We start from the raw sequence: 23,760 nt of genomic DNA on the forward strand, positions 1-23,760 counted from the left end.
GATCAAGCACTTGGGCGGATCCCGTCCCTAAGGTGGCGACTGATCATGTGAGGAGGATCCATGTCGACATCCGTTCCCCGGTACCGGCCGGGCAAGTCGTGATCGGCCTCACGGCCGCCTCGGGCATCGCGGCGGTGGCACTGGGAATGGTGCTCACCCCGGGACCGAACATGATCTACCTCGTGTCGAGGTCGATCGCGCAGGGATCCCGGGCCGGACTGATCTCGCTCGCGGGGGTCGGGGCCGGGTTCCTGGTGTACATGACGGCTGCGGCGGCGGGGGTCTCCACCGTCCTCGCCCTGGTCCCCACCGCCTACGACGCGATGCGGATCGCGGGGTGCCTCTACCTGCTCTGGCTGGCCTGGCGTGCCGTCCGCCCCGGCGGCGAATCGGTCTTCTCCCCCAAGCCGCTCCCTCCCGACCCGCCACGCAGACTCTTCACGATGGGCCTGGTCACCAACCTCCTCAACCCCAAAAGCGCCATCCTCTACCTGTCGCTGCTTCCGCAGTTCATCGAGCCCGAACGGGGCCAGGTGGCTCTGCAGAGCCTCCTGCTGGGACTGATCCAAATCGTCGTCGCGCTCACCGGGAACGCCTTGTTCATCCTCACCGCGGGATCCCTCGCCTCCTTGCTGAACCGGCGACCGCGGTGGCTGCGAATCCAGCGCTACGCGATGGGTACCGTGCTGGCCGGCCTCGCCGTCCACCTCGCCGTCGTCCGCTGACCGCCGCGCCGCACACCGCAGGTCCCGCCCGCGATCGGGTACGGCGCAGGCGCCCGATCGGAGCCGGTACGGGCTCCCTCATCGCGGAGCGCGGCCAAGCCCGGGTCACCGGCGGGAACACGCCGTGCCGGCCGTACCGAATCCACGACCTGAGCCGGTACGGGATCCCGTACCGGCCGCGCGGATTCGCCACCGCCGAATCCGGGACCCGCCCGGTTTCGGCCGACGGGTGAACTCGGTCGGCCGGGGCATCCTGTCGGACCGCGGCGGTATCTTTCCGGCCGTACTCCACAAGGCTTCGAAGGAGCTTCATGCGGGAACCCTCCGTCCGGCTGACACCCGACGATCGTCCCTCCCCTCCCCGGACTTCGGCGGGAGCTCCCGGCTCAGCGGTAGTAGACCTCCACGGGGACGCGCGCCTCGTCGAACAGCGCCGGGCCCTCCTGCCGTACGGCGACTGCGGCCGGGGCCGGCTTGAGTCCGCCGAGCTGCTCGGCGGAGAGCGCGAACACGACACGGCCGAGACCGGACCGTTCGATCGCCCCCGCGCACATGCCGCAAGGCTGACAGCTCGTGTACATGGTCGTGCCCGCCGCCGTGGCCGGGTCGAGTTCCCGTGCCGCCCAGCGGGCCAGCTTCAGCTCGGGATGAGCGGTGATGTCGGCCTCGGTGACGGTGGTGTTCCGATCTTCGGCGATCACCGTGCCGTCCGGTCCCGCCAGCAGCGATCCGAACGGCGGATTCCCCGTCTCCAGGGCCTCGTGGGCGAGGTCGACAGCCCTGCGGAGCAGTCGCTCGTCATCCTGCGTCAACACTCATTCCCCTTGTCTCGAAACCGCGCTGGGACCGACCGGCGCCTTGATGGACCGGCGGCGCTCAGTGGGCCATGTCGACGAAGCGGCTGTAATGACCTTGGAAGGCGACCGTCACGGTCTGGGTGGGTCCGTTACGGTGCTTCGCCACGATGAGGTCGGCCTCACCGGCTCGGGGGGATTCACGCTCGTAGGCGTCCTCCCGATGCAGGAGGATGACCACGTCGGCGTCCTGCTCGATCGACCCGGACTCCCGCAGGTCCGACACCTGCGGACGTTTGTCCTGCCTCATCTCCGGGCCACGGTTGAGCTGGGAGATGGCGATGACGGGGACCTCAAGCTCCTTGGCGAGCAGCTTGAGCGCCCGGGAGATCTCGGAGACCTCCTGCTGACGGCTCTCCGTGCGCTTCGGCGAGCTCATGAGTTGCAGGTAGTCGACGATGACGAAGCGAAGATCGTGACGCTGTTTCAACCGCCGGCACTTGGCCCGGATCTCCATCATCGACATGTTCGGCGAGTCGTCGATGAACAGCGGTGCCTCCGCCACCTCGCTCATCCGGCGGGCCAGCCGGGTCCAATCCTCGTCGCTCATCGTGCCCGACCGCATCGAGTGCAGCGCCACCTGGGCCTCGGCCGAGAGCAACCGCATGGTGATCTCGTTCCGGCTCATCTCCAGGCTGAACACGACGGTGGTCATGTGGTGCTTGATCGCCGCCGATCTCGCGAAGTCCAGCCCGAGGGTCGAGTTGTGCGTGGGAATCCAGGCGCGGCTCGCCAGGTAGAGGTGGTCGGCGTTGTCCACCTCGACGCACCGCACCGGAACCGACTCGATCGGCCGGACGTCGGTGATGTAGCGCCGGAGCGTCGTGGGATGTTCGCGGGTGCACTGCCGGGCGATCTTTCCGGTGAGCCGGAAGACCTTGTCACCCGGCGTGAAGGTGACCGTGTGGCGGGTCCCGCCTCGCCGGACCGGTCGCGTCGTCATCGTCGCCCGGTATCCGAGGCTGAGAATCAGCTCCCGGGTCTCCTCGGCCAGCCGCCGGTGGGCGACGATGAAGTGGACGGTCCCGCCCGCGTTCACCCGCCCCCGGGTGTCCAGCAGTCCGGCCAGCAGGGCACGCCGCTGGGCGGCCGACCCCCGGAGGTAGCCGGCGGGGATGTGCCGCTCCGCCAGGACGTCCAGCGCCGCCAGCGTCGTCCGCAGGCCGGCGTCCTCGTGGCGGCACTCCTCCACACCGCAGTCGGGGCAGATGCGGTAACCGGTGGGGGTGCGCCCGACATGGCGGCCTTCGGCCGTGAGGTGGACGCCGAGCTCCGGATCCGAGGCGACGATCTCACCGTCGTCCCGGCCCGCTCCGAGCCATGCGCCGAGCAGGTAGGGCGGCAGCGGGAGGGTCCGCTCCGGAAGGTCGAGGGGGTTCGCCAAGGCGACGGAGTGGTTCGGCCGGCGATCGGCGGTGGCGCACCGCAGGGTGTCGGCGATCTCGGCGGTGGTCTTCACGGCCGGGAACGGGCTCTGCCGGCGACGTTCCATCGGCTTCCCGGCCGCCCGGCGTGCGGATCGGGTGTCGGTGAGCCACTGGTGCTCGGCGTCCGCGACCACCACGGTCCCGTCGCTGAACTCGACCTCGAAGCAGGGCCGCCCGGTCATGACCTCGGTTGCGGCGACCACGCGGGTCGGTCTTCCGTCCGCGCCGATCAGCTGGTCCCCGGTCCTGACCTCGCCCATGGTGGTCCAGCCGGTGGGGGTGGGGAGCGGGGTGTCCAGCGCGAGGGCCTTGCCGATCGCGGGGCGTGCGGCGACCACGATCATCTGTCCCGGATGGAGCCCGTTCATCAGGTTGTCGAGTTCCCTGAAGCCGGTGGGCACGCCGACCATCTGGCCGCTCCGGCTCCCGATCGCCTCGATCTCGTCGAGCGCGCCCGGCATGATCTCCGAAAGCGGCCGGTAGTCCTCGCTGGTCCGCCGCTCGGTCACCGCGTAGATCTCGGCTTGGGCCCGGTCGACGAGCTCGTCGACCTCTTCACCGCTCCCGCCGTATCCGAACCCGACGATCCTCGTGCCGGCCTCGATCAGGCGCCGCATGACCGCCTGCTCCCGAACGATCTTGGCGTAGTACCCGGCGTTGGCGGCGGTCGGCACCGCGGACAGGAGGGTGTGGAGGTACGGCGCGCCGCCGACTCTGGCGAGTTCGCCTCGTTTGCCCAGCTCATTGGCGACGGTGACGGGATCGGCCGGCTCCCCGCGGCCGTACAGGTCCAAGATCATGTCGAAGACCATCTGATGTGCGGGGCGGTAGAAGTCCTCGGACCTGATCACTTCGACCACGTCCGCGATGGCGTCCTTGGAGAGCAGCATGCCACCGAGGACGCACTGCTCGGCTTCCATGTTGTTGGGAGGCGTTCGCTCGAAGGCCGCCTCGAAGACGGGTGGTTCGGCGATACTCACGGTGCACCCCCCTCACTCGTGAACCCTGCGACCCCACGACACCCACATCTAGTCACCAGGACCGACAGTTTTCCGCCTTCACCCGCCATCGGCAACGCAGCCTGTTGATGAGCCTGTGGACAACCTGTGCAAAGCACCGATTCACATGTGGGCGACCCTGTGGACAACCTTGTGGATATCTTCCAGCTGCATCCTTGAAAACGCTCTGACCTGCGAAAATTTCATCCACTGTCTGTGGAGGAAAGAAAGTTGTAACGACACGCCGTCCACAGGATGAGAGCCGCTGACGCAGCTGATCAACAAGGGTCGACAGAGTCGAGAGGACCGATCGCCGGACCGTGATCGAACGGGGCGATCGGCCCGTACATCCTCGGTCCCCGCATCAATCTACGCGCGTCCTGACGTTGCGGAAGGCCCAGCTGCACCGCCACCCGCCGGCGCAGCTCGGGGAGCATCGCGTAGAGCTGCTCCCCCGGGCAGGAGGTGGGGTTGACGTCCCGGTGACCGATGATCGCGATGTAGGGGTCGAGCCGGTACTCATCGCAGAGCCAGGCCAGGAGGTCCACCAGAGACTTCACCATGCGAGCCGGCGGTTTGATCTTGGTGTAGATACCTTCGTTCTCGATACCTATCGCGCGCTTGTTCAGATCGGCGGCATGTGCCCCGAGGACATGGGCGCCTCTGCCGATCGCACGGAGCGTCTTATTCCGGCCCTCCATAATGTGGCCGCCCCGACTTATCGTGAAGTGCTCGCCAATGTCTTCCCATCGATGTTTAGACATATGATAATGCTGGATCGATCTAGACAGGCGAAACGCGGCTTCAACACTGAAATCTTCAACATTTTGCGTTGCGGTGTGATGAACGACGATCCGCTCCGGCCGCCGGTTCAGTACGATCGTCTGCCCCTTGGGGTGCCGGGCCCGCCACTCCTCACGTGAGTAAATCCGGGGTCGCACCCCCCGCCGAACCCGCCACCCATCCACCGTCGGCAGGAAAAACGCCGGTCCCAGCCCTCCGGCGAGGGCCACCCCGTTCAGCAATAGCATTCGGCGCTCGATGGACACGCGCAGTCTCCCGGTGTACGGGGATCCTCGGGGATCCCGGAACGTTCGGGAGGTTCGCTAGCTGGTCGGAGAGCCACATCCCCCGATTACGGAGTGCTCATACCTGTTCGCCCGGAACAAGAAAGAAATCAAGGTCATATAGCACTGTGTCCGAAGGAGGCTTGAAGAGATCTTTGCGTTAAGGCAGGCTGAGCGCCGAACATCTCCGCCGCATTTGCACGCATAAGCACGATTGGTTGTTCCGTGTCCACACAGCCCCAGCCACGCACTTTATCGGTGCTCCGGCGCCTGCCTCCCGATGAAGCGATGGGGCTGCGAACCGGCGCACGCCATCGGCTGAGCCAGATCTATCTCCGCAGCGATCTGATCATTCTGGGGCTCGGTGTCATGATCGGCGCAGGAATCTTCAACGTGGCGGGGAGACAGGCCCACGCCACGGCCGGGCCCGGGGTGATCCTGTCCTTCATGATCGCAGGCATCGCCGCGCTGCTCGCCGCGCTCTGCTTCGCCGAGCTCTCCTCGACCCTGCCGACCTCGGGAAGCGCCTACACGTTCACCTACGTCATCTTCGGCGAGGTCTGGGCCTGGATCATCGGGTGGGCGCTGGTCCTGGAGATGGAACTCGCCGCCGCGGTGGTCGCACGGGCCTGGTCGCTTTACGCCGCCGGGACCCTGAAGGGGCTGGGGATAACAATCCCCGAGCCCTTCGCCGGTATGGTCGGGCAGCCGGAGGGATTCGACCTTTTCGCCCTGTTCATCCTGGTCGTGCTCACCGCGACGGTGGCGCTGGGCGCTCGGATCGGACTCCGGGCCCTCTGGTTCATGGTGATCGCCAAACTGGTGGCGATCGGCCTGGTCATCGTGGTCGGCTTCAAACACTTCAACCCTGCGAACATCGCGGACCTGGTCGTACCCTCCCAGACCGGCACGGTGACACCCGACACCGTTCTCGGCGCGCTCACCGGTACCACGAGTTCCTTCGGCTGGTTCGGTATCTTCGCCGCGGCCCCCGCGATCACCTTCGCCTACCTCGGCTTCGACATCGTGGCCACCGCGTCGGAGGAGGCCGAGGACGCGCCGCGGAGCGTCCCCCAGGGCATGATCCGCAGCCTCGCCATCGCCACGGTCCTGTACATCGCCGTTGCGGTCGTCATGGTGGGCATGGTCCGATACGACAAGATCGACCCAAAGACACCGCTGCCCAGCGCGTTCCAGACCGCGGGAGAGGGCTTCATGCCCCATGTGATCGGGCTCGGCGCCGTCCTCGGGTTGACCACCGTCATCCTGGTGCTCCTCGTGGGCCAGACCCGCGTGATCTTCTCAATGGCCCGGGACGGACTGCTGCCCGGAGGCCTGGCCGAAATCAGCAAGGGATTCCGGACCCCCACCAAGGCGACCCTGTTCATCGGCGCCGTCGCCATCGTGATCTCTCAGGTGGTCCCGGTCCTCACCCTCGAACAGATGGTCGTCATCGGGACCCTCTTCGCGTTCCTCTTCGTCGCTGCGGGAACGATCGCCATGCGGTACACGATGCCTGATCTGCCGCGTGGTTTCCGCGTCCCCATGATGCCCGTCCTGCCGGTGCTCTCCATCGCCGCGACCCTCTGGCTCATGGTGAACCTCTCCATCCAGACCTGGATCTACTTCCTGATCTGGATGGCGGTCGGCCTCGCCATCTACCTGCTGTACGGCCGGAAGCACAGCATCCTCGCCCCGGAGGTGTACACCGGAAAACGCCGCGGCCGACACGCCCGGTGAGACGACGAAAGGTCCTCCCCGGCGAACGGGGAGGACCTTCAATCGCCATGGTCCCGGATCGGACGCAGGTCAGACGCCGATGACCTCGACGTCAACCTTCGCCCGCACCTCGGGGTGGAGCCGTACGGCGACCGCGTGCGAGCCGACACTCTTGATCGGGTTACCGATCTCGATCCGACGCCGGTCCAGCATGGGACCGCCCGCGGCCTTGACCGCCTCGACGATGTCGCCCGTGGTGATCGAACCGAACAGGCGGCCGCTCTCACCGGCGCGCGTCCGGAGCTTCACCTTGAGCGAGCCGAGGCGCCCGGCGACCTCCTTGGCGGTGCCGAGGTCGCGGATCTCCCGGGCGTCGCGCGCCTTCTTGATCGTGGAGATCTGGGTCTCGGCGCCCCGGGTCCACCGGATCGCGTATCCCCGGGGGATGAGGTAGTTGCGGCCGTAGCCGTCCTTCACCTCGACGACGTCGCCAGGAGCACCGAGACCGGTGACCTCATGCGTGAGAATGAGTTTCATATCTGTCGACCTCCTTACCGCGTCGTGCTCGTGTACGGCAGCAGGGCCATCTCACGGGCGTTCTTGATTGCGGTGGCCACGTCGCGCTGGTGCTGGGTGCAGTTACCGGTGACCCGGCGGGCACGGATCTTGCCGCGGTCGGAGATGAACTTCCGCAGCAGCCCCGTGTCCTTGTAGTCGACGTAGGAGATCTTGTCATGGCAGAACAGGCAAACCTTCTTCTTCGGTTTGCGTAGTGCCGGCTTGGCCATCATGGTGCTCCTCCAAGAGAGCCCCGCGTCAAGCGGGAATGGTCATTCGGTTGCTGATTGGGATTAGAAAGGCGGTTCGTCGCTGTCGAACCCACCGCCGGGGTTTCCGCCCCCACTGAAGTTGCCTCCACCTCCGCCGCCGGGCGGAGAAGGGGAGGCAGTCGCCCACGGGTCGTCAGCCGGACCAGCGCCGAAGCCACCGCCGCCGCCCTGACGGGCGGTGCGGTTGACCTTTGCGGTGGCGTTTCGGAGAGACGGGCCGACCTCGTCGACCTCGACCTCATAGGACGTGCGCTTCTCGCCTTCCTTGGACTCCCAGGTCCGCTGCCGGAGCCGGCCCTGGACGATGACCCGCATTCCGCGCTGGAGGCTCTCGGCGACGTTCTCCGCCGCCTGCCGCCAGACGTTGCAGGTCAGGAAGAGGCTTTCGCCGTCCTTCCACTCGTTCGTCTGTCGATCCATGAAACGAGGAGTGGAGGCGATGCGGAACTTGGCCACTGCCTGACCACTCGGGGTGAAGCGCAGCTCCGGATCCTCGACGAGGTTGCCGACGAGGGTGATTTGAGTGTCGCCTGCTGCCATCGTTCGTTGTCGCCTTCCTGTGCCGTCGGCACAGCCTCTTGCGGATGTGACGGGGCCAGACTACGGTCCGGCACCGACGTTTCGGGCCTGGTTACGGCCGCAGGGTCCGAAGACAAAGAACGACCTCTGAACCGGAGGCGATGCGCTCCCCGCCGTCGGCCGTACACCGGCCGCGGACCGCGGTGAAACGGTCAGTGGAGCTCGGGACGGAGGACCTTGGTCCGCATGATGCCCTCGTTCAGGTTGAGCTGACGGTCCAGCTCCTTGACGGTGGCGGGGGTTGCGGTGAGGTCGACGACGGCGTAGATCCCCTCGGACTTCTTCTCGATGTCGTAGGAGAGCCGACGACGGCCCCAGACATCCACCTTCTCCACCGTGCCGCCGTCATTGCGGACGACGGCGAGGAACTGCTCGAGCGACGGCTGAACGGCGCGCTCATCCATGCTTGGGTCGAGAATGACCATCATTTCGTAACGGCGCATGCGAGCTTCCAACCTCCTCTGGACTCTTGCGGTCACGACGCCTTGTCGTGACAGGAGGACGCTGCGTGTCCGCGGTGGATTCCGCAGGACCCTGCGCAGCCGAATCAGATTACCAGGCTCCGGCGACGGTTCCCGACCGAGCTGTGCGGGAATCCACATCGCGAGAGGAGGTGGCTGCCTTGCCACATCTGCTTCGCCCCGTCGAAGACCAGCCCTTCCAGTGGACCCTCAACACCGACGGGCGGCGACACCCGGTCGAGAACACCCTCGCGGTCAGCACGCTTCTGTGCGGAATCGTGGGATTCATCACCGGAATCATCTCCAGCGCCCACGTCATCGCGTCCTGGGTGGGGTTGATCGGCATGCTCGTCGGATTCTGGTCCCAGTATGTCTCGATCACCACCCCGCAGCGTTCCCTCAACATCATCGGCATCGTCGGCTCCTTCGTCGGGCTCGCCCTCGGCATCGCGGCCGGCGGCTTCATGCCCTGACCGAGCCGGAGGGCGCAAACCTCCGGCCGACGCCTTAAGCTCGCTCTCATGGTGCGGATCGGAGCTCACGTCGACCAGGACGACCCGCTGGCCCACGCGGCGGCCCGCGGAGCGGACGTCGTCCAGTTCTTCCTCGGCGACCCCCAAGGCTGGAAGGGTCCGGTGCTTCCGGAGGACGCCGAGGCCCTCAAGTCGGCCGACGTGGACGTCTACATCCACGCGCCGTACGTGCTCAACGTGGCCACGGCCAACAACCGGATCCGGATCCCCAGCCGCAAACTCCTGGCGAGTCAGCTGGAGGCCGCGGCGGGCCTGGGCGCCAAGGGTCTCGTCGTGCACGGAGGCCACCTGAACTCCGGGGACGACCCGCAGGTCGGCTTCGACAACTGGCGCAAGGTCTTCGAGCGCATGGAGTGCCCCATCCCCGTGCTCATCGAGAACACGGCGGGCGGCGGCAACGCGATGGCGCGCAGGCTCGACCGCATCGCCCGGCTCTGGGAGGCCCTCGACGGTTTCGACGTCGGCTTCTGCCTGGACACCTGCCATGCGCACGCGGGCGGTGAGGACCTCGTCGACATCGTGGACCGGATCAAGGCGATCACCGGGCGGATCGACCTCGTCCACTGCAACGACTCGCGGGACGCGTTCGACTCGGGAGCCGACCGGCACGCCAACCTCGGGGCCGGGCAGATCGACCCCGAACTGATCGTCGCCGTCTGCCGGTCCGCCGGGGCGCCGATCGTGCTGGAGACCCCGAGTGCGGGTCAGGCCGACGACATCGCCTTCCTCAGGGAGCAGCTGGGCGGCTGAGCCGGACCCACGTCGGTGGGCAGGTACGCCGACGAACCGCCCAGCAGCGGAGCGCTCAGATCGTAGGCGGAGACATCCCCGAGATCCGAGCGGGTGATCTTCGTCGACCGTACGACCTGCAGCCCTTCGAAGGCCAGGATGTGCAAGGTCCCCTCACCCGGGGCGCTCACGACCACCTCCGTACCCGGCACACCGTCGAAATCGGCGGTCGTCACCGCCATCCCGAAGAGGGAGCCGTACCCCGTCGGGGAGTGGTGGGCGAGCGCCCGCCGGGGATCCCCACCGGGGAGGATCCAGATCCTGCCGCGACCGTCGTCCTTGGCGAACGCCCCGGTCACGAGATCCTGCAGCCCGTCGCCGTCCAGGTCGGCCAGGGCGATCGCGCTCCCGAAGGCGTCCTTCACCTCGCCGACCCCGCCGACGTCGCCCTGTCCGATCACGGTGGCCCGGTCGGCGCTCAACCCGTCCCGGCCGCCGTTCAGCCGTACCAGGGCCCCCGCACCGTCCGGACCGCTCGCCGGGGTCTCCGCGTAGACCACCACATCGGCGTAGGCGTCCTCATCGAGGCGGCCCACCGCCACCGCGTCGCCCAAGGTGCCCTTGACCGCCAGCCGCCCGACGCCGACGACGGTCGTTCCCGCTCCGCTGAGGCCGGTCCGGCTTCCGGGAACGAGATAGACCGTCCCCGACGCCGCACGGGTGCCCTTCACCTTCTCGTGGTCCGCGGTGACGACGAGGTCGTCGATCCCGTCCCCGGTGACGTCCCCGGCCGCCAGGGCCGTACCGAAGAAGTCCGAGGCCTCGGGTTTCCCGGGAATCCCCGGGGTCGCTTCGCTGAGGACCCGGGCGGGTACGGGCCCGGCCTTGCCGCCGTGGAAGACCGTGACGGTGCCGGCTCCGGGATTGCCGTCGACGCCGTCGCCCGGTGCCCCCACCGCCAGGTCGTCGACGCCGTCGCCGTTGAAGTCGCCGACGGCGAGGTCGGCGCCGAACCAGTTGAACTCGCCGACCACCCCGGGGACCCGTTTCGTCACCTGGCTCAGCAGCCGGGCGGGCCCTTGAATCGGCAGGATCGTCACCACTCCGGCGTCGGCGTGCTTGTGCAGGTCCTCGCCGGGCGACCCGACGGCGACCTCGGTCCGCCCGTCGCCGTCGAAGTCTCCCGCCGCGACGGCCGTACCGAATCCGTCGCCGGACTCGCCTTTGCCGGGGACGCCCTGTGGGGCGTCCTGGCTGAAGAGCCGGAGTCGCCGGGTGTCGCCACCGGGGATCAACAGGACCGAGCCCCCCTGCTCGGGTGCCACCCGTGGACCCTGGCAGGCGCCCAGCCCGGCCACGAGGTCGTCCACGCCGTCTCCGGTGAGGTCGTAGGCCGAGGCCGTACCCGGGATGAGGGCGACACAGACCCCGGCCATCACAATACGCATCCAGATCATCATCAAGAGTGATGCTAGGCAGGGGTTTCCCGCCTCCCGCGCAGACACGCCGCCGCTATCCGGCCCAGGACCCGTTGAGGTAGGCGATCGCGTTGACCACCATCAGGGGCGCCGCCAGCACGCAATAGATCACGAAAAGTCGGGGTCTGCGCACTGCCAATCGTCCCAGCGCCAGCCAGAGCGGCCACCACAGCAACGTCGAACGCGGGATCGAGAGATAGTACGAGGAGAGGACGAGCGCCGCCACCTGCAGGCCGACGTAGACGAACTCGCTCCAGCGGCGGGCGATCAGCAGCCAGAGGGTGAACCCGACGCCGATCACCGCCGCCGCGATCTCCAGCCGGAACGGCCAGGAGAACTGGTTCCCGGCGAAGGCGGAGTCCCAGGTCGTCGCGAAGGACTCCCACGGCCAGACCAGGTTCCGCCCCCAGCCGGCCTCCTGGGCCCGTTTCCACTCCAGCCAGTCACCGGTACGGCCGAACTGGTACGCGGAGTATGCGACCAACGGGAGAAACGGCACGATGAGCAGCCCGCCGTGCCACCACCGCCGGACACCGGTCCCCCGTTTCCGCCACAAGCCGGTGAAGTACTCCACGATCAGGGCGATCGCCAGAAACAGCCCAGTGATCCGGACACAGGACGCGCCCGCCGCCAGCAGCGACGCCGCCCACCAGTTCCCCTTGCGCGCGGCCAGCCACGCCGGAATGGCGAAACCCAGGAAGAGCGCCTCGCTGTAACCGGCGAAAAGAAAGACCGCGGGCGGGGCGAGCAGCAGCCCGAGTACGGCGCGCCGCCCGGTCCCGGCGGGGCCTTCGTACTCGCCGAGCCGGGCGAGGGCGACCACGGCCACCGCGCCCGCGACCAGCGAGATCAGCAGTCCGGCCAGCACCCAGTTCGGCAGGGCCAGATGGACCAGCCGCAGCAGGAGCGGCATGCCGGGAAAGAACGCGGGAAGCCCGGGGTCGGGCTCCTGGGCGGGATCCCCGTCGTAGCCGTGGACCGCGATCTCGATGAGGAGCCTGGTGTCCCAGTGCTCCAGCCGCTGCAGCAACGCGACCGGCGGGCGACCGGCCGAGAGCACTCCGTACCCGACCGTGGCGATGACCACGATGCCGAGCCGGGTGGCCACCCACAGGAAAAGCGCGTCCCTGTCGGCCTTGCTCCCCAACCTCACGTGTTCTTTGGTACCAGGTCCGGCGTCTGAGACCTCGGTCTGACACGGAGCAGGAAGCGGTCCGGCGCCCCGGCGAAGACCCCACCCGAGGGATCGTCGACACCGTCTCTGCGGACGATGTCGGACGCGGGCCGGAGAATGTCCCACACCACCAGGGCCATGAGCAGCACGACCGCCAGCGCGCGCCCGCCCACCGCGGTGAAGTACAGGTCCTCGGAGATTCCCTGGACGGCGAGCGGACTGTCGGTCTGCTGAGCCAGCAGGTAACGCCAGATGGCGACGAAGTACCAGATCTCGGTCGCCATCCAGACGGCCAGCGCAGGCCAGCGAGGCCGGGCCAGCACGGCGAAGGGCACCAGCCAGAGCACATACTGCGGCGACCAGACCTTGTTGGTCAGCATGAACGCCGCGACCACCAGGAAGCACACCTGCATGAACCGGGGGCGCCGCGGAGCGGTAAGGACGAGTACGGCTATCGCCAGGCAGAGTACGGCAAGCGAGACGATCCCTATGGTGTCCAGCGATTCCGGGTCACCGAGCACCGGCCAGGCCTTGCGGGTGAAATAGAACCAGATCGAACCCCAGTCAACCCCACGCTCGGCGCTGAACTCGTAGAAGCGGGCCCAGCCCTTGAAGTCGGTAAGCATGATCGGCAGGTTGACAGCCAGCCAGGCCGCCGCCGCGGCCCCGGCGGTGACCCCGAGCGCGCGCCACTTCCCGGTCCGGATCGTCAAGACCAGAAGCGGTCCCAGCAGGACCACCGGGTAGAACTTGGTCGCGATCGCCAAGCCGAGAAGCACGCCGGCCACCACCTGCTGTCCCCGCGCCCAAGCCACCAGGCCCACCAGGACGATCGCGCCCACCAGCAGGTCCCAGTTGATGTAGGCGGTCAGCACCACGGCGGGCGAGATCGCGTACCAGACGGCGTCCCAGCGCCGGGCCGGCCCTGCGAGGAACGACATCGCCAATGTGCCGATGATCAGGCACACGGCCATGACGATCACGGTGACGTCGAAGAACAGGACGGCTCGGCCGGCCGGGTGGTCGGCCAGCGGACGGACGAGTTCGGCGACGAAATGCATGAACATGCCGATGCCGACGGGGTACTCCATCTCGTGTTCGAGATAGGGCACCTTTCCGTCGACCATGCCGCGCCCGAAGTACAGGGGATAAATGTCGGTGTAGCAGAGCCGGGCGAACTGCTGGTCACCATAGTTCCAGGCGCCGCCGAACCGACAGGGGACCTTCTGCCAGAAGGCCAGGATCCCGCCGATCGTCGCGAAGAGCACCAGCCCGAGCGAGGCGACGGGAATCCGGGACTTCAATGACTCAAGCATGGTCTCAGCCGGCCCGCCGGGCCTCCTGGCCCGACGGACGAGGTGTGGGGACCGGGATGACACGCTTGCCGCGCACCTCGTCGGCCGGGTTCTCCGGGTTCCCCGGGTTCCCGGGGTCACCTGGATTGCCCGGTTCGGGAAGGTCCGGGTTGGGGTTGCCGGGCTCGCCGGGGTTGTTCTGCCCGTCGCAGTCGTCCGGCCAGCTGCATTCGGTCGGCGGCGCCGTGGGGCCCCCGTCCGACGGCCAGGGCTGGTCAGGGGCGGGAACGGACGGCGTGGGGGTGGGCGGCGGCGGGGTCTCAAGGTCAAGCGGTTCGCCGGCGTTGGCGGGGGGCGGGAACTCCCCCGGCTCCTTGCCTTCCATCGCCACCGCCATGAAGTCATGCCAGACTCGGGTCGGTACCGTGCCACCCCCGATGTTGCCGGGGAGCAACACCTCCTTGACGGTGGTCTTGCCGTCTTTCCCCTTGACCTTTTGCTCCTTGTACATGCCGACCGCAGCAGAGAACTGTGGCGTGTATCCCACGAACCACGCCTCCTTGGACCCGTTGTTCGTTCCGGTCTTTCCCGCGGCCGGGTGATTGGGCAGGCGGGCCGCTGTGCCCGTACCGGTCTTCACCACCGTCTCTAGGGCGGCGGTGACGTCGGCGGCGGTCTCCGGCGAGATCACCTGCTGCGGTGTGGTGGATTCGGTGAGCTTGTTCCTGCCGAACTTGTCGACGACCCTGATGACCGCGTGCGGCTTGAAATACTTGCCTCCGTTGGCGAACACCGAGTACCCGGCCGCCTGCCGCACCGGGGTCACCAGCGCGGTGCCGATCATCATCGCGAAGCTGTGCCTCCTCTGGGCGTACTCCAACCGCATGTCGTTCAATCCTGCTGCGGCCGCCAAGGCACGAACCTTCTCGGTACCGAGCTTCTCCCCCATCTGGACGAAGGCGCTGTTCACCGACTGCTCCATCGCCTTGATCGCGTTGATGACCCCCCAGCTCTTCCCGCCGGCGTTGTTGATCGTCTCAGTGCCTGGGGCTTTGTAGGGAGAGTTCCCCTGCAGATTGCTTTTGAGGCTGTACCCCTCCTGAAGCCACGCGGCGAGGACGTACGGCTTGAACGCCGAGGCGGCCTGCTTCTCCGCGTCAAAGGCCCGGTTGTTGAAGTCCTTGAGGTAGTCCTTGCCGCTGTAGAAGGCGACGACTCTGCCGTTGGCGTGGTTTATCGCGGCGAGCCCGGCGTACACGCCCTTGCCGTACGGGGCGATGTTCTTCTCCACCGCCTCCTTGGCCGCATGCATTAGCTTCTTGTCGAAGCTGGTGTAGATCTTGTAGCCCTGGCTCTTGACCTCTTCCTCGCTGATACCCCGCGCCTTAAGCTCCTCCAGCACATGCTGGATCATGTAGCCGTTGTAGCCGCCGAGCAGGTCCTTGGTCTTCTTGGGCACCCGGACCTTGGGAAAGGCGACCTTGCCTTCCAGGTCCGCGTACTTGGGGTCGACCTCTTTCATTCGTCCGAGGGCGTACTCGAACCGGGCCTTGGTGGGTCCGAAGTCGCCCCTGCTCTCCGCCGCGTCGAACCCCGTGGGGTTCTGGATGCGCCCGGCGAGGTAGGCGCCCTGCGCCACCGTGAGTTTGGAGACGTCCGGCTGGTTGAAGAACTCCCTGGCGGCGGCGGCGATGCCGTAGGTGTTGCGCCCGAATGAGATCGTGTTCAGGTAGAGCTCAAGGATCTTGTCCTTGCTCTTCTCCTGGTCGAGTTTGATGGAGATGAAGATCTCTTTGATCTTGCGCTGGATGGTCTGTTGCTGGCTCAACCCGTCGTAGTAGTTCCGGGCGAGCTGCTGGGTGATCGTCGATCCGCCCTGGACCTGACCGCCGGTGGCCATGTTGTAGACCGCCCGGGACAGACCGCGGATGGAGATCCCCACGTCCTGGCGGAAGGTCGTGTTCTCAGCTCCGATCACCGCGTCCCTGACGTGTTCGGGGACCTGGCTGAGCTTGACCGGTTGCCGCTTCGTCCCCAATCGGGCGAGAACGGTCTTGTCCGCGTAGTAGATCACGCTCTCCTGCGCGACGGCCTGATCCTGGACCTGCTGGTCAGTGGGGAGATCGGTGTTTGAGTAAGCGATCCCGATCATCACCGTGACCGAGACGATCCCCAGGGTCCCGGTCGCGACCACGATCTTCCAGGAGGGGACGAACCTCCGCCATCCGACGCGTTTGGTCCGCTTGCCCTCGGGTTCCTCCCCGTCACCCCCGCCCGGCCCGACCGGACCCCGCGGCCCACCCGGTCGCGACGGCCCACCCGGACCGCCTCTGCCGCGTCGCCGCCCCCCCTGCCGTCCGCGCCCCGGCGGAGTTTCGTCGGCGGGGTAACCGACCTGAGTCGGGTGCTCCCCGGCACCCGGTCCCATCGGGCCCGGTACGGGCTGCGCCGGCGGGCCGTACGGGTCCGCGGGTCTGCTCCGCGGGCCGGTGGGACCGTCGTGGCCGGACCGGCTGGCTTGAGCGCGGGGTCGCCCCCCTCCGTCATCCCAGCCCGGGCCCGCGTTCGGCAGCCGATCGCGCCCGGCGTCGCCCGGGGGAGGTCCTGCGTCGTGTCGACGGCGCCGACCCGGCTGACTCGCACCGGGTCTGGAGTTGTCCTGACTGTAACTCACGCGTCCTCGTTCGGTCATAGGGCGTTCGGAGCAGGTCTACGACTGCCGGCAGGCGGGTGAGAGGAACCTCCCGCGGCCGAACGCGGGTGTCCCGCGACGATCACGCGGCTCGCCAGTCCCAGGGACGAACGAGACCGTAAGGAAGTTCCATCCACAACCATGGCAGACCTCGATGACGTAGACCCGGAATTCTCCATATTCCTGGGCTGTCACGGGGGACTCTGCCACGGGTTTTACGTGGCCTTCGCCACAACCTGACCCGCTGTACCGACGACAGGCGACCCTGGTCGCGTCACGCCGGAGGCCGGTCTCGGCCGGTTGACGGGGGTGCCCGGCCGTCTCGGGGCGGCACGACCGGGTGCGGGATGCGGCCGCGTCCGCGACACACCCCGCCGACCTGGCAAGGCGCCGTCCCACGCCCAGACACTTCGACCGCATGCGAGCAAGATTACGACGCTTTCCAAAGCCTCCCCAACTCCACACGCTTCTCACGACTTGCTCCATATGCCGAGTCGACGTATCTTGGCGATGTATCGAGTCGATACATCGAGAGGAGGGGTCAGCCGATGGGAAGCAGAGGCGGCGTGCTTGAGCTCGCCGTTTTGGGGTTGCTCCGGGAAACCCCTCTGCACGGCTATGAGCTACGCAAGCAACTGAACGCGTTGCTCGGCATGTTCCGCGCCTTCTCCTACGGCTCCCTCTATCCCTGTCTGCGTGAGCTGCTGAGCGCGGGGCTGATCATGGAGGAGGAGCCTTCGGCCGATGCGAACCCTCCGCTGACCGGCCGGCGGTCAAAGATCGTTTACAAGCTGACCGCGGACGGCAAGGAGCGCCTCCAGGAACTCCTCACCCAGTCGGGGCCCGCGTCCTGGGAGGACGAGAGCTTCGGCGTACGTTTCGCATTCTTCAGACATACCGAAGCCGAAGTCAGAATGCGCATCCTCGAGGGTCGTCGCAGCCGCCTCGAAGAGCGATTGGACAACGTGCGCACGGCACTCGCCCGTACCCGCGAACGCCTCGACAGTTACACCCTGGAGTTGCAAAGACACGGCTTGGAATCGGTGGAGCGTGAGGTCCGCTGGCTCAACGAGCTGATCGCGACGGAGCGAAGGGCGGACGTGGCGGGCGATCCGCGGCATCCCGCCCGCGGCGCGAACGACCGCCCCGCCACCACCACGAACACGGGGAGAAATGCCGATCGGGACACCGTCCGGCGCGAACCATATGAGAAGGATGAGTAAGGAGAAAATGCGATGGGTTCGGTGCGTGTAGCCATCGTCGGCGTCGGCAACTGCGCCGCATCGCTGGTTCAAGGCGTCCACTTCTACCGGGATGCCGACCCTGGCACCCGCGTACCCGGCCTGATGCACGTCAAGTTCGGCGACTACCACGTCGGGGACGTCGAGTTCGTCGCGGCGTTCGACGTCGACGCGAAGAAGGTCGGCCGCGATCTCTCCGAAGCGATCGTCGCCTCGGAGAACAACACCATCAAGATCTGCGACGTGCCCCCGCTCGGGGTCACCGTACGCCGGGGGCCGACATTCGACGGTCTCGGCGAGTACTACCGCGAGATCATCCACGAATCCGACGAGGAACCCGAGGATGTCGTGCGGATTCTCCGGGAATCCAAGGCCGACGTGCTGGTTTCCTACCTGCCGGTGGGTTCGGAGGAGGCGGACCGCTTCTACGCGCAGTGCGCGCTGGACGCCAAGGTCGCCTTCGTCAACGCCCTCCCGGTCTTCATCGCCTCCGACCCCGAGTGGGCCGCCAAGTTCGAGGCGGCGGGCGTGCCGATCGTGGGCGACGACATCAAGTCCCAGGTCGGAGCCACCATCACCCACCGGGTGATGGCCAAGCTGTTCGAGGACCGCGGGGTTGAGCTGCTCCGCACGTACCAGCTCAACTTCGGCGGGAACATGGACTTCATGAACATGCTGGAGCGTAAGCGCCTCCAGTCCAAGAAGATTTCCAAGACCCAGTCCGTCACCTCCCAGATCCCGCACGAGATGGGCAAGTCCGACGTCCACATCGGCCCGTCGGACCACGTGCCGTGGCTGGACGACCGCAAGTGGGCCTACGTCCGCCTGGAGGGGAAGTCGTTCGGCGACACCCCGCTCAACCTCGAGTACAAGCTTGAGGTCTGGGACTCGCCGAACTCCGCGGGCGTGATCATCGATGCCGTCCGCGCCGCGAAGATCGCCAAAGACCGGGGGATCGGCGGCCCGATCCTGTCCGCCTCGTCGTACTTCATGAAGTCGCCGCCGGTGCAGTACGCCGACGACGACGCGCACGAGGCGGTGGAGCGGTTCATCCGCGGCGAGGTCGATCGCTGATCGGCATCGGTCCCGACCGGAAAGAATCAAGAATCTTCTTCAAGATTCAATGTTTGATCACAGCTTATCCACAGCCTGTGGATAAGCTGTGATCATTCAATCCGGGATCGCGGCGGGCGGCAGCAGCGCGACATCGGCCGACGGCCATCGCAGCGGGTCGTCACCGATCGCGACGAGCTCCGGCACCTGCTCCCGGCACCAAGGGGAGATCTCGAGGTCGCCGCTGAGCACCCCTTCGGCGAACCCGGCCCACGACATCCAGCGCACGGCGCCGACCTCTTCGGGGTTGGCCTGCGGATCCGTCTCCACGATCGCCCGATAGACCGGGCAGACCTCGTACTCGACGATCCCGCTCGCCATCACCGCCCGATAGCGGAAGCGCGGCAACATCAAATCGATGCGCGACGCCGCCAAGCCCAGTTCGTGCCGGAGCCGGCGGGCCACCGCCCGGGCGATCGGCTCCGACGGCTGTGGATGGCCACAGCAGCTGTTGGTCCACACCCCGGGCCAGGTGAGCTTGTCGTCGGCCCGCCGTGTCAGCAGGACCCTGCCTTCGGCGTCGAAGACATAACACGAGAACGCCAGATGCAGAGGGGTGTCGCGACCGTGGACCTCGTCCTTCGGCGCGACTCCGATCGCCTGTCCGGCGTCGCCGACCAGGACAACGTGCTCGGAATCCAGTTGAGCGATCACACTTCGACTTTATGGGAGAAGGGGAGCCGGGGTAACCACCCACCCGCCCGGACGAGGGGAAAGGTCGTACACCGGGGCTAAAAGGCTTACAACAGAATGGTGCGCGGCACGTAGGCTGATCGGGTGTCATTCGCCGCCGACCTCCGCACCGTCCTGGCCGGGCGGGATTTCCGGCGTCTGTTCGCCACCCGGCTCGTCTCCCAGTTCGCGGACGGCGTCTTCCAGTTCGCCGTGGCGGGTTACGCGTTCTTCACCCCGGAAAAGCAGACCTCCGCGGCCGAGGCGGCCACGGCCTTCGCGGTCCTGCTCCTGCCGTACTCCCTGGTCGGCCCGTTCGCGGGTGTCTTCATCGACCGCTGGTCACGCCGGCAGATCCTGGTGGTCGCCCCGGTCATCCGCGGTGTGCTCCTGCTTCTCGCGGCGGGCCTGGTCTACTTCGACGCCCCGGAAGCCCTCTTCTACACGACCGCGCTCGGCGTGCTCGGGGTCAACCGCTTCTTCCTCGCCGCGCTCGGCGCCTCGCTCCCCCATGTCGTCCCGCGGGAACAGCTGGTGATGGCGAACGCGGTGGCGCCCACCTCGGGCACGGTCCTAACCTTCCTGGGGGCCGGTGCGGGATACCTGCTCCGCAGCGCCTTCGGCCCCGGTGACCTGGGCACCACAACCCTGCTGGCTTGCTCCGGAGTCCTCGTCGGCCTGAGTTCCCTGGTCGCGGTCCGGATGCGTCGCGATCTGCTCGGCCCCGATGTGGACCAGGGCCGGCCGCAGATGGCCGAGGCGCTGAAGACCGTCGTCACGGGCCTGATGGCCGGGGCCCGCCACGTCCTGCACCGGAGGCAGGCCGCCGCCGCGCTCGGCGCGTTCGCCGTCCACCGGTTCTTCTACGGCATGGCGTTCCTCATGACCGTCCTGCTGTTCCGCTTCTACTTCACCAACGACGCCGAAGCGGGCCTCGACAAGTTCACCCTGGTCATCGCCGTCTCCGGGCTCGGCTACTTCGCCGCCGCCCCGATCACCCCCTGGGTCGTCGACCGGATCCGGCCCCGTACCTTCATCGCCCTCCTGCTCGCCCTGGCCGGGGTGGTGACGGGTACGGCGGGCGTCTCCTTCAACGAGTACGCCGTCCTGGGACTGGCGTTCGTCCTGGGGGTGGCGGCACAGGGCATCAAGATCTGCGTGGACTCGATCGTGCAGCGCGAGGTGGACGACGTCTACCTCGGCCGGGTGTTCTCCATCTACGACATGATCTTCAACGCGACCTTCGTGGTCGCCGCGGTGGTCGCGGTGCCCCTGCTCCCCGCCGACGGGAAGTCCTACCTCGTCCTGGGGATCGTCGCCACGGGCTACCTGCTGGGCGCGGTGGGGTACTGGTTCGGGTCCTCAGACCGTACGCGCGGCGGCGACCACAGCCTCCGCGATACGGACGACGTCGTCCGTTGAGGTGATGAACGGCGGCATGGTGTAGATGAGGCGATTGAACGGCCTCAGCCAGACCCCGTGATCCACGGCCGCCTTCTGCGCCAGGCCCACATCCACCGGTGCCTGAGTCTCGACGACCCCGATGGCGCCGAGGACGCGGACGTCCGCGACGCCGGGCAGCTCCGCGGCCGGGGCGAGCCCGGAGCGCAGCGCGGCCTCGATCCCGGCCACCTCCCGGCGCCACGGGCGCTCCAGCAGCAGCCGGATCGAGGCCGAGGACACCGCGGCGGCGAGCGGGTTGGCCATGAAGGTCGGCCCGTGCATGAGACCGCCGCCGGCCGAGACGACCTCGGCCACCCGTTCGGTGCACAGGGCGGCGGCCATCGTGAGATATCCGCCCGTCATCGCCTTGCCGAGGCACATGATGTCCGGCTTGACCCGGGCGTGCTCACAGCCGAAGAGCTCACCGGTCCGCCCGAAACCGGTGGCGATCTCATCGGCGATCAGCAGGAGACCGTGCGCGTCCGCCAGTTCCCGGAGTGCGCTCAGATAGGCGGGCGAGTAGAAGTACATTCCGCCGGCCCCCTGGACCACGGGCTCGACGATGATCGCGGCAAGCTCGTCGGTGTGGGATTCGACGGTACGGGCGAGCTCGGCGAGATATCCGGGGTCGGGCTCCGCCCCGTACCCGGCCGGAGGTCTGGACGCGAAGACGTGCCGGGGAAGGGCTTCGGCGAAGAGGTGGTGCATGCCGTTCACCGGATCGCACACGGCCATGGCGCCGAAGGTGTCGCCGTGGTAGCCGCCCCGGACGGTGAGCAGACGCCGTCGCCGCGTCCGGCCCAGGGCCTGCTGGTACTGGAGGGCCATTTTGATCGCGACCTCGACGGAGACCGAGCCGGAGTCGCAGAGGAAGACCTTCGGCAGGCCGGTCAGCTCGGTCAGGAGCCCGGCGAGCTCCACCGCGGGGGCGTGGGTCAGCCCGCCGAACATCACATGGGACATCCGGCCGAGCTGGTCGTGGATCGCGGCGTCGAGCCGGGGGTGCCGGTAGCCGTGGATCGCGGCCCACCAGGACGACATCCCGTCGATCAGCTCCCGCCCGTCCGCGAGCGTCAGCCGTACCCCGGAGGCGGAGACCACCGGATAGGGCGGTACGGCCGACGGCGTGGTGGCGTAGGGATGCCAGAGGTGCTCCTGATCGAACGCGACAAGCTCGTCAGGCGTCACCGGCGACCCCTGTTTCGGCGGCCCATCGCAGCAGCTCCTCGGCCGCGGCTTCCTTACCTATCACGCCCTTGTCCATCCGGACCTCCAGCAGGTGCTTGTAGGCCTGGCCCACCGCGGGGCCGGGTGAGATGCCCAGAATCTGCTGGATCTCGTTTCCGTCGAGCTCCGGACGGATTTTGGCGATCTCCTCCGCCTCCGCGAGCCGCGCTATGCGCCGTTCCAGATCGTCATAGGTACGGGCTAGCGCGAGCGCCTTGCGCCTGTTCCGCGTCGTGCAGTCGGCCCGAGTGAGTTTGTGCAACCGTTCCAGCAAATGTCCGGCGTCACGGACATATCGCCGTACGGCGGAGTCCGTCCACTCCCCGGTGCCGTATCCGTGGAAACGCAGGTGCAGCTCGACCAGCTTGGCCACATCCGACACGACGTCCTTGGGGAACCGCAGCTCCATCAGCCGCTTCTTGGTCATCTGCGCGCCGACCACCTCGTGGTGGTGGAACGAGACCCTGCCCCCCGGCTCATGCCGACGGGTCTTGGGCTTGCCGATGTCGTGGAGGAGCGCCGCCCAGCGCAGAACCGGATCCGGCCCCGCGTCCCCCTCCAGATCGATCGCCTGATCGAGGACGGTCAGCGTGTGCTCGTAGACGTCCTTGTGCCGATGGTGCTCGTCGATCTCCAGCCGCAGCTTGGGCAGTTCCGGCAGCACATGGGCGGCGAGCCCGGTGTCGACCAGCAGCGCCAGCCCGAGGCGCGGATGCGGGCTGCGCAGAAGCTTGTCCAGTTCATCCCGGATCCGCTCCGCGGAGACGATCTCGATGCGGCCCGCCATCGCCGTCATCGCGGCGACGACCTCCCCGGCCACGGTGAAATCGAGCTGCGCGGCGAAACGCGCCGCGCGCAACATGCGCAGCGGATCGTCCCCGAAGGACTGCTCGGGCGTGCCGGGGGTCCGCAGGATCCGGCCGGTGAGATCGGGCAGCCCACCGTGCGGGTCGACGAACTCGTGCCCCGGCAGCCGGATCGCCATCGCGTTGACCGCGAAGTCCCGCCGGGCCAGATCCCCCGCGAGCGTGTCGCCGTACGACACCTCCGGTTTGCGGGAGGCGGGGTCGTACGTCTCGCTGCGGTAGGTGGTGATCTCCAGCTGCCAGTTCGACTTGCGGACGCCGATCGTGCCGAAGTTGATGCCGATCGTCCAGACCGCGTCGGCCCACTCCTTGACGATCTCCAGAACCCTCTCGGGCTTGGCGTCCGTGGTCAGGTCGAGATCGTTGCCTATCCGCCCCAGCAGCACGTCACGGACCGAACCCCCGACCAGGGCGAGCTCGTGGCCGTGCGCGACGAACAGGTCGCCAAGCTCGCCGATGACCGGAGCGATCCGCCGGAACAGCTCCGTCACCGCCGTGCGCTGGCTTTCGGTGAGATTTAAAGAGGCCAAGCTGGGTAGGTCCTTTGGTTACGGAAACAGATTATCCCGCTCCGCCGTGGGTGTGACCCTCAAGGCATACACCATCGGGTTACGGTCCAGGGTTCCACTTCGGGGGC

The 23,760-nt window shown here is 67.5% G+C and carries 22 protein-coding genes; 7 read left to right on the forward strand and 15 right to left on the reverse strand.

Going from position 1 to position 23,760, the window contains the following annotated elements; translation table 11 throughout:
• Nucleotides 1-47: 47 nt before the first annotated feature.
• The gene (locus RUR_RS34855; protein ID WP_283139493.1) at nt 48-725 is read left to right on the forward strand and encodes a LysE family translocator; all 678 of its coding nucleotides are present in this window, start codon (nt 48-50) and stop codon (nt 723-725) included.
• 386 nt (nt 726-1,111) lie between these two features.
• On the opposite strand, the gene RUR_RS34860 is transcribed toward RUR_RS34855, so the two are convergent.
• From RUR_RS34860 to RUR_RS34870, 3 genes are all read right to left on the reverse strand, one after another.
• The gene (locus RUR_RS34860) at nt 1,112-1,540 is read right to left on the reverse strand and encodes a nucleoside deaminase (RefSeq protein WP_283139494.1); all 429 of its coding nucleotides are present in this window, start codon (nt 1,538-1,540) and stop codon (nt 1,112-1,114) included.
• 61 nt (nt 1,541-1,601) lie between these two features.
• Nucleotides 1,602-3,986 (reverse strand): replicative DNA helicase, encoded by a 2,385-nt coding sequence (dnaB, locus tag RUR_RS34865; protein ID WP_283139495.1) that lies wholly within the window; start codon nt 3,984-3,986, stop codon nt 1,602-1,604.
• A 296-nt stretch (nt 3,987-4,282) separates the two neighbouring features.
• Nucleotides 4,283-5,053 carry a peptidoglycan recognition protein family protein gene (locus tag RUR_RS34870; RefSeq protein ID WP_283139496.1) on the reverse strand — a complete coding sequence of 257 codons (771 nt, stop codon included), beginning with the start codon at nt 5,051-5,053 and terminating at the stop codon, nt 4,283-4,285.
• 306 nt (nt 5,054-5,359) lie between these two features.
• Here RUR_RS34870 and RUR_RS34875 point away from each other — a divergent pair, with 306 nt between their 5' ends.
• Complete coding sequence (locus tag RUR_RS34875) at nt 5,360-6,811, forward strand: amino acid permease (RefSeq protein ID WP_283139497.1); 1,452 nt, start codon at nt 5,360-5,362, stop codon at nt 6,809-6,811.
• 69 nt (nt 6,812-6,880) lie between these two features.
• Here the strand turns inward: RUR_RS34875 and rplI are convergent, their stop codons facing one another.
• From rplI to rpsF, 4 genes are all read right to left on the reverse strand, one after another.
• Nucleotides 6,881-7,327 carry a 50S ribosomal protein L9 gene (rplI, locus tag RUR_RS34880; RefSeq protein WP_283139498.1) on the reverse strand — a complete coding sequence of 149 codons (447 nt, stop codon included), beginning with the start codon at nt 7,325-7,327 and terminating at the stop codon, nt 6,881-6,883.
• Between the two features lie 14 nt (nt 7,328-7,341).
• A complete protein-coding gene (gene rpsR / locus RUR_RS34885; RefSeq protein WP_283139499.1) occupies nt 7,342-7,578 on the reverse strand; it encodes a 30S ribosomal protein S18 in 237 nt (78 codons plus the stop codon).
• 63 nt (nt 7,579-7,641) lie between these two features.
• Complete coding sequence (locus tag RUR_RS34890) at nt 7,642-8,160, reverse strand: single-stranded DNA-binding protein (protein WP_283139500.1); 519 nt, start codon at nt 8,158-8,160, stop codon at nt 7,642-7,644.
• A 191-nt stretch (nt 8,161-8,351) separates the two neighbouring features.
• Nucleotides 8,352-8,642: a 30S ribosomal protein S6 gene (gene rpsF / locus RUR_RS34895; RefSeq protein ID WP_283139501.1), complete on the reverse strand. Its 291-nt coding sequence runs from the start codon at nt 8,640-8,642 to the stop codon at nt 8,352-8,354.
• Between the two features lie 170 nt (nt 8,643-8,812).
• Here rpsF and RUR_RS34900 point away from each other — a divergent pair, with 170 nt between their 5' ends.
• Nucleotides 8,813-9,133 (forward strand): hypothetical protein, encoded by a 321-nt coding sequence (locus tag RUR_RS34900; protein WP_283139502.1) that lies wholly within the window; start codon nt 8,813-8,815, stop codon nt 9,131-9,133.
• A 48-nt stretch (nt 9,134-9,181) separates the two neighbouring features.
• Nucleotides 9,182-9,943 (forward strand): deoxyribonuclease IV, encoded by a 762-nt coding sequence (locus RUR_RS34905; protein WP_283139503.1) that lies wholly within the window; start codon nt 9,182-9,184, stop codon nt 9,941-9,943.
• Here the strand turns inward: RUR_RS34905 and RUR_RS34910 are convergent.
• The 5 genes from RUR_RS34910 to RUR_RS34930 all read right to left on the reverse strand — a co-directional run bounded on the left by RUR_RS34910 (nt 9,898) and on the right by RUR_RS34930 (nt 17,047).
• Complete coding sequence (locus tag RUR_RS34910) at nt 9,898-11,370, reverse strand: FG-GAP repeat protein (RefSeq protein WP_283139504.1); 1,473 nt, start codon at nt 11,368-11,370, stop codon at nt 9,898-9,900. The two genes, RUR_RS34905 and RUR_RS34910, sit on opposite strands and share 46 nt — an antisense overlap.
• Nucleotides 11,371-11,434: 64 nt before the next feature.
• Nucleotides 11,435-12,553, reverse strand: coding sequence for a mannosyltransferase family protein (locus RUR_RS34915; protein WP_283139505.1), 1,119 nt, complete (start codon nt 12,551-12,553; stop codon nt 11,435-11,437).
• Nucleotides 12,550-13,890 (reverse strand): glycosyltransferase family 87 protein, encoded by a 1,341-nt coding sequence (locus RUR_RS34920; RefSeq protein WP_283139506.1) that lies wholly within the window; start codon nt 13,888-13,890, stop codon nt 12,550-12,552. Before RUR_RS34920 ends, RUR_RS34915 begins: the two co-directional genes overlap by 4 nt.
• Nucleotides 13,891-13,894: 4 nt before the next feature.
• Complete coding sequence (locus RUR_RS34925; protein WP_283139507.1) at nt 13,895-16,063, reverse strand: transglycosylase domain-containing protein; 2,169 nt, start codon at nt 16,061-16,063, stop codon at nt 13,895-13,897.
• Between the two features lie 516 nt (nt 16,064-16,579).
• On the reverse strand, nt 16,580-17,047 hold the full coding sequence (locus tag RUR_RS34930; RefSeq protein ID WP_346349090.1) for a DUF5318 family protein: 468 nt from the start codon (nt 17,045-17,047) through the stop codon (nt 16,580-16,582).
• 62 nt (nt 17,048-17,109) lie between these two features.
• On the opposite strand from RUR_RS34930, the gene RUR_RS34935 reads away from it, so the two are divergent.
• Nucleotides 17,110-17,784, forward strand: coding sequence for a PadR family transcriptional regulator (locus RUR_RS34935; RefSeq protein WP_283139509.1), 675 nt, complete (start codon nt 17,110-17,112; stop codon nt 17,782-17,784).
• A gap of 12 nt (nt 17,785-17,796) precedes the next feature.
• Nucleotides 17,797-18,876: an inositol-3-phosphate synthase gene (locus RUR_RS34940; RefSeq protein ID WP_283139510.1), complete on the forward strand. Its 1,080-nt coding sequence runs from the start codon at nt 17,797-17,799 to the stop codon at nt 18,874-18,876.
• Nucleotides 18,877-18,972: 96 nt separating this feature from the next.
• Here RUR_RS34940 and idi read toward each other — a convergent pair whose 3' ends face one another.
• Entirely contained in the window at nt 18,973-19,569 is a 597-nt protein-coding gene (gene idi, locus RUR_RS34945) for an isopentenyl-diphosphate Delta-isomerase (protein WP_283139511.1), read from the reverse strand.
• A gap of 123 nt (nt 19,570-19,692) precedes the next feature.
• Between idi and RUR_RS34950 the strand changes: the two genes are divergently transcribed.
• The gene (locus RUR_RS34950; RefSeq protein ID WP_283139512.1) at nt 19,693-21,009 is read left to right on the forward strand and encodes an MFS transporter; all 1,317 of its coding nucleotides are present in this window, start codon (nt 19,693-19,695) and stop codon (nt 21,007-21,009) included.
• Here the strand turns inward: RUR_RS34950 and RUR_RS34955 are convergent.
• A complete protein-coding gene (locus RUR_RS34955; protein ID WP_283139513.1) occupies nt 20,950-22,218 on the reverse strand; it encodes an adenosylmethionine--8-amino-7-oxononanoate transaminase in 1,269 nt (422 codons plus the stop codon). The genes RUR_RS34950 and RUR_RS34955 overlap by 60 nt on opposite strands.
• On the reverse strand, nt 22,208-23,653 hold the full coding sequence (locus RUR_RS34960) for a CCA tRNA nucleotidyltransferase (RefSeq protein WP_283139514.1): 1,446 nt from the start codon (nt 23,651-23,653) through the stop codon (nt 22,208-22,210). Before RUR_RS34960 ends, RUR_RS34955 begins: the two co-directional genes overlap by 11 nt.
• Nucleotides 23,654-23,760: the final 107 nt, after the last annotated feature.

The organism is Rhizohabitans arisaemae, from assembly GCF_025996515.1.
Lineage (GTDB): Bacteria > Actinomycetota > Actinomycetes > Streptosporangiales > Streptosporangiaceae > Rhizohabitans > Rhizohabitans arisaemae.

Excerpts from the sequence above, each read along its gene's own strand:
- RUR_RS34935 (WP_283139509.1), top strand. The coding sequence starts at position 17,110 with ATGGGAAGCAGAGGCGGCGTGCTTGAGCTCGCCGTTTTGGGGTTGCTC.
- RUR_RS34875 (WP_283139497.1), top strand. The coding sequence starts at position 5,360 with ATGGGGCTGCGAACCGGCGCACGCCATCGGCTGAGCCAGATCTATCTC.
- RUR_RS34940 (WP_283139510.1), top strand. The coding sequence starts at position 17,797 with ATGGGTTCGGTGCGTGTAGCCATCGTCGGCGTCGGCAACTGCGCCGCA.
- rpsF (WP_283139501.1), bottom strand. The coding sequence starts at position 8,642 with ATGCGCCGTTACGAAATGATGGTCATTCTCGACCCAAGCATGGATGAG.
- RUR_RS34930 (WP_346349090.1), bottom strand. The coding sequence starts at position 17,047 with ATGGAGCAAGTCGTGAGAAGCGTGTGGAGTTGGGGAGGCTTTGGAAAG.
- RUR_RS34910 (WP_283139504.1), bottom strand. The coding sequence starts at position 11,370 with ATGCGTATTGTGATGGCCGGGGTCTGTGTCGCCCTCATCCCGGGTACG.
- rpsR (WP_283139499.1), bottom strand. The coding sequence starts at position 7,578 with ATGGCCAAGCCGGCACTACGCAAACCGAAGAAGAAGGTTTGCCTGTTC.
- RUR_RS34920 (WP_283139506.1), bottom strand. The coding sequence starts at position 13,890 with ATGCTTGAGTCATTGAAGTCCCGGATTCCCGTCGCCTCGCTCGGGCTG.
- RUR_RS34890 (WP_283139500.1), bottom strand. The coding sequence starts at position 8,160 with ATGGCAGCAGGCGACACTCAAATCACCCTCGTCGGCAACCTCGTCGAG.
- RUR_RS34905 (WP_283139503.1), top strand. The coding sequence starts at position 9,182 with ATGGTGCGGATCGGAGCTCACGTCGACCAGGACGACCCGCTGGCCCAC.
- rplI (WP_283139498.1), bottom strand. The coding sequence starts at position 7,327 with ATGAAACTCATTCTCACGCATGAGGTCACCGGTCTCGGTGCTCCTGGC.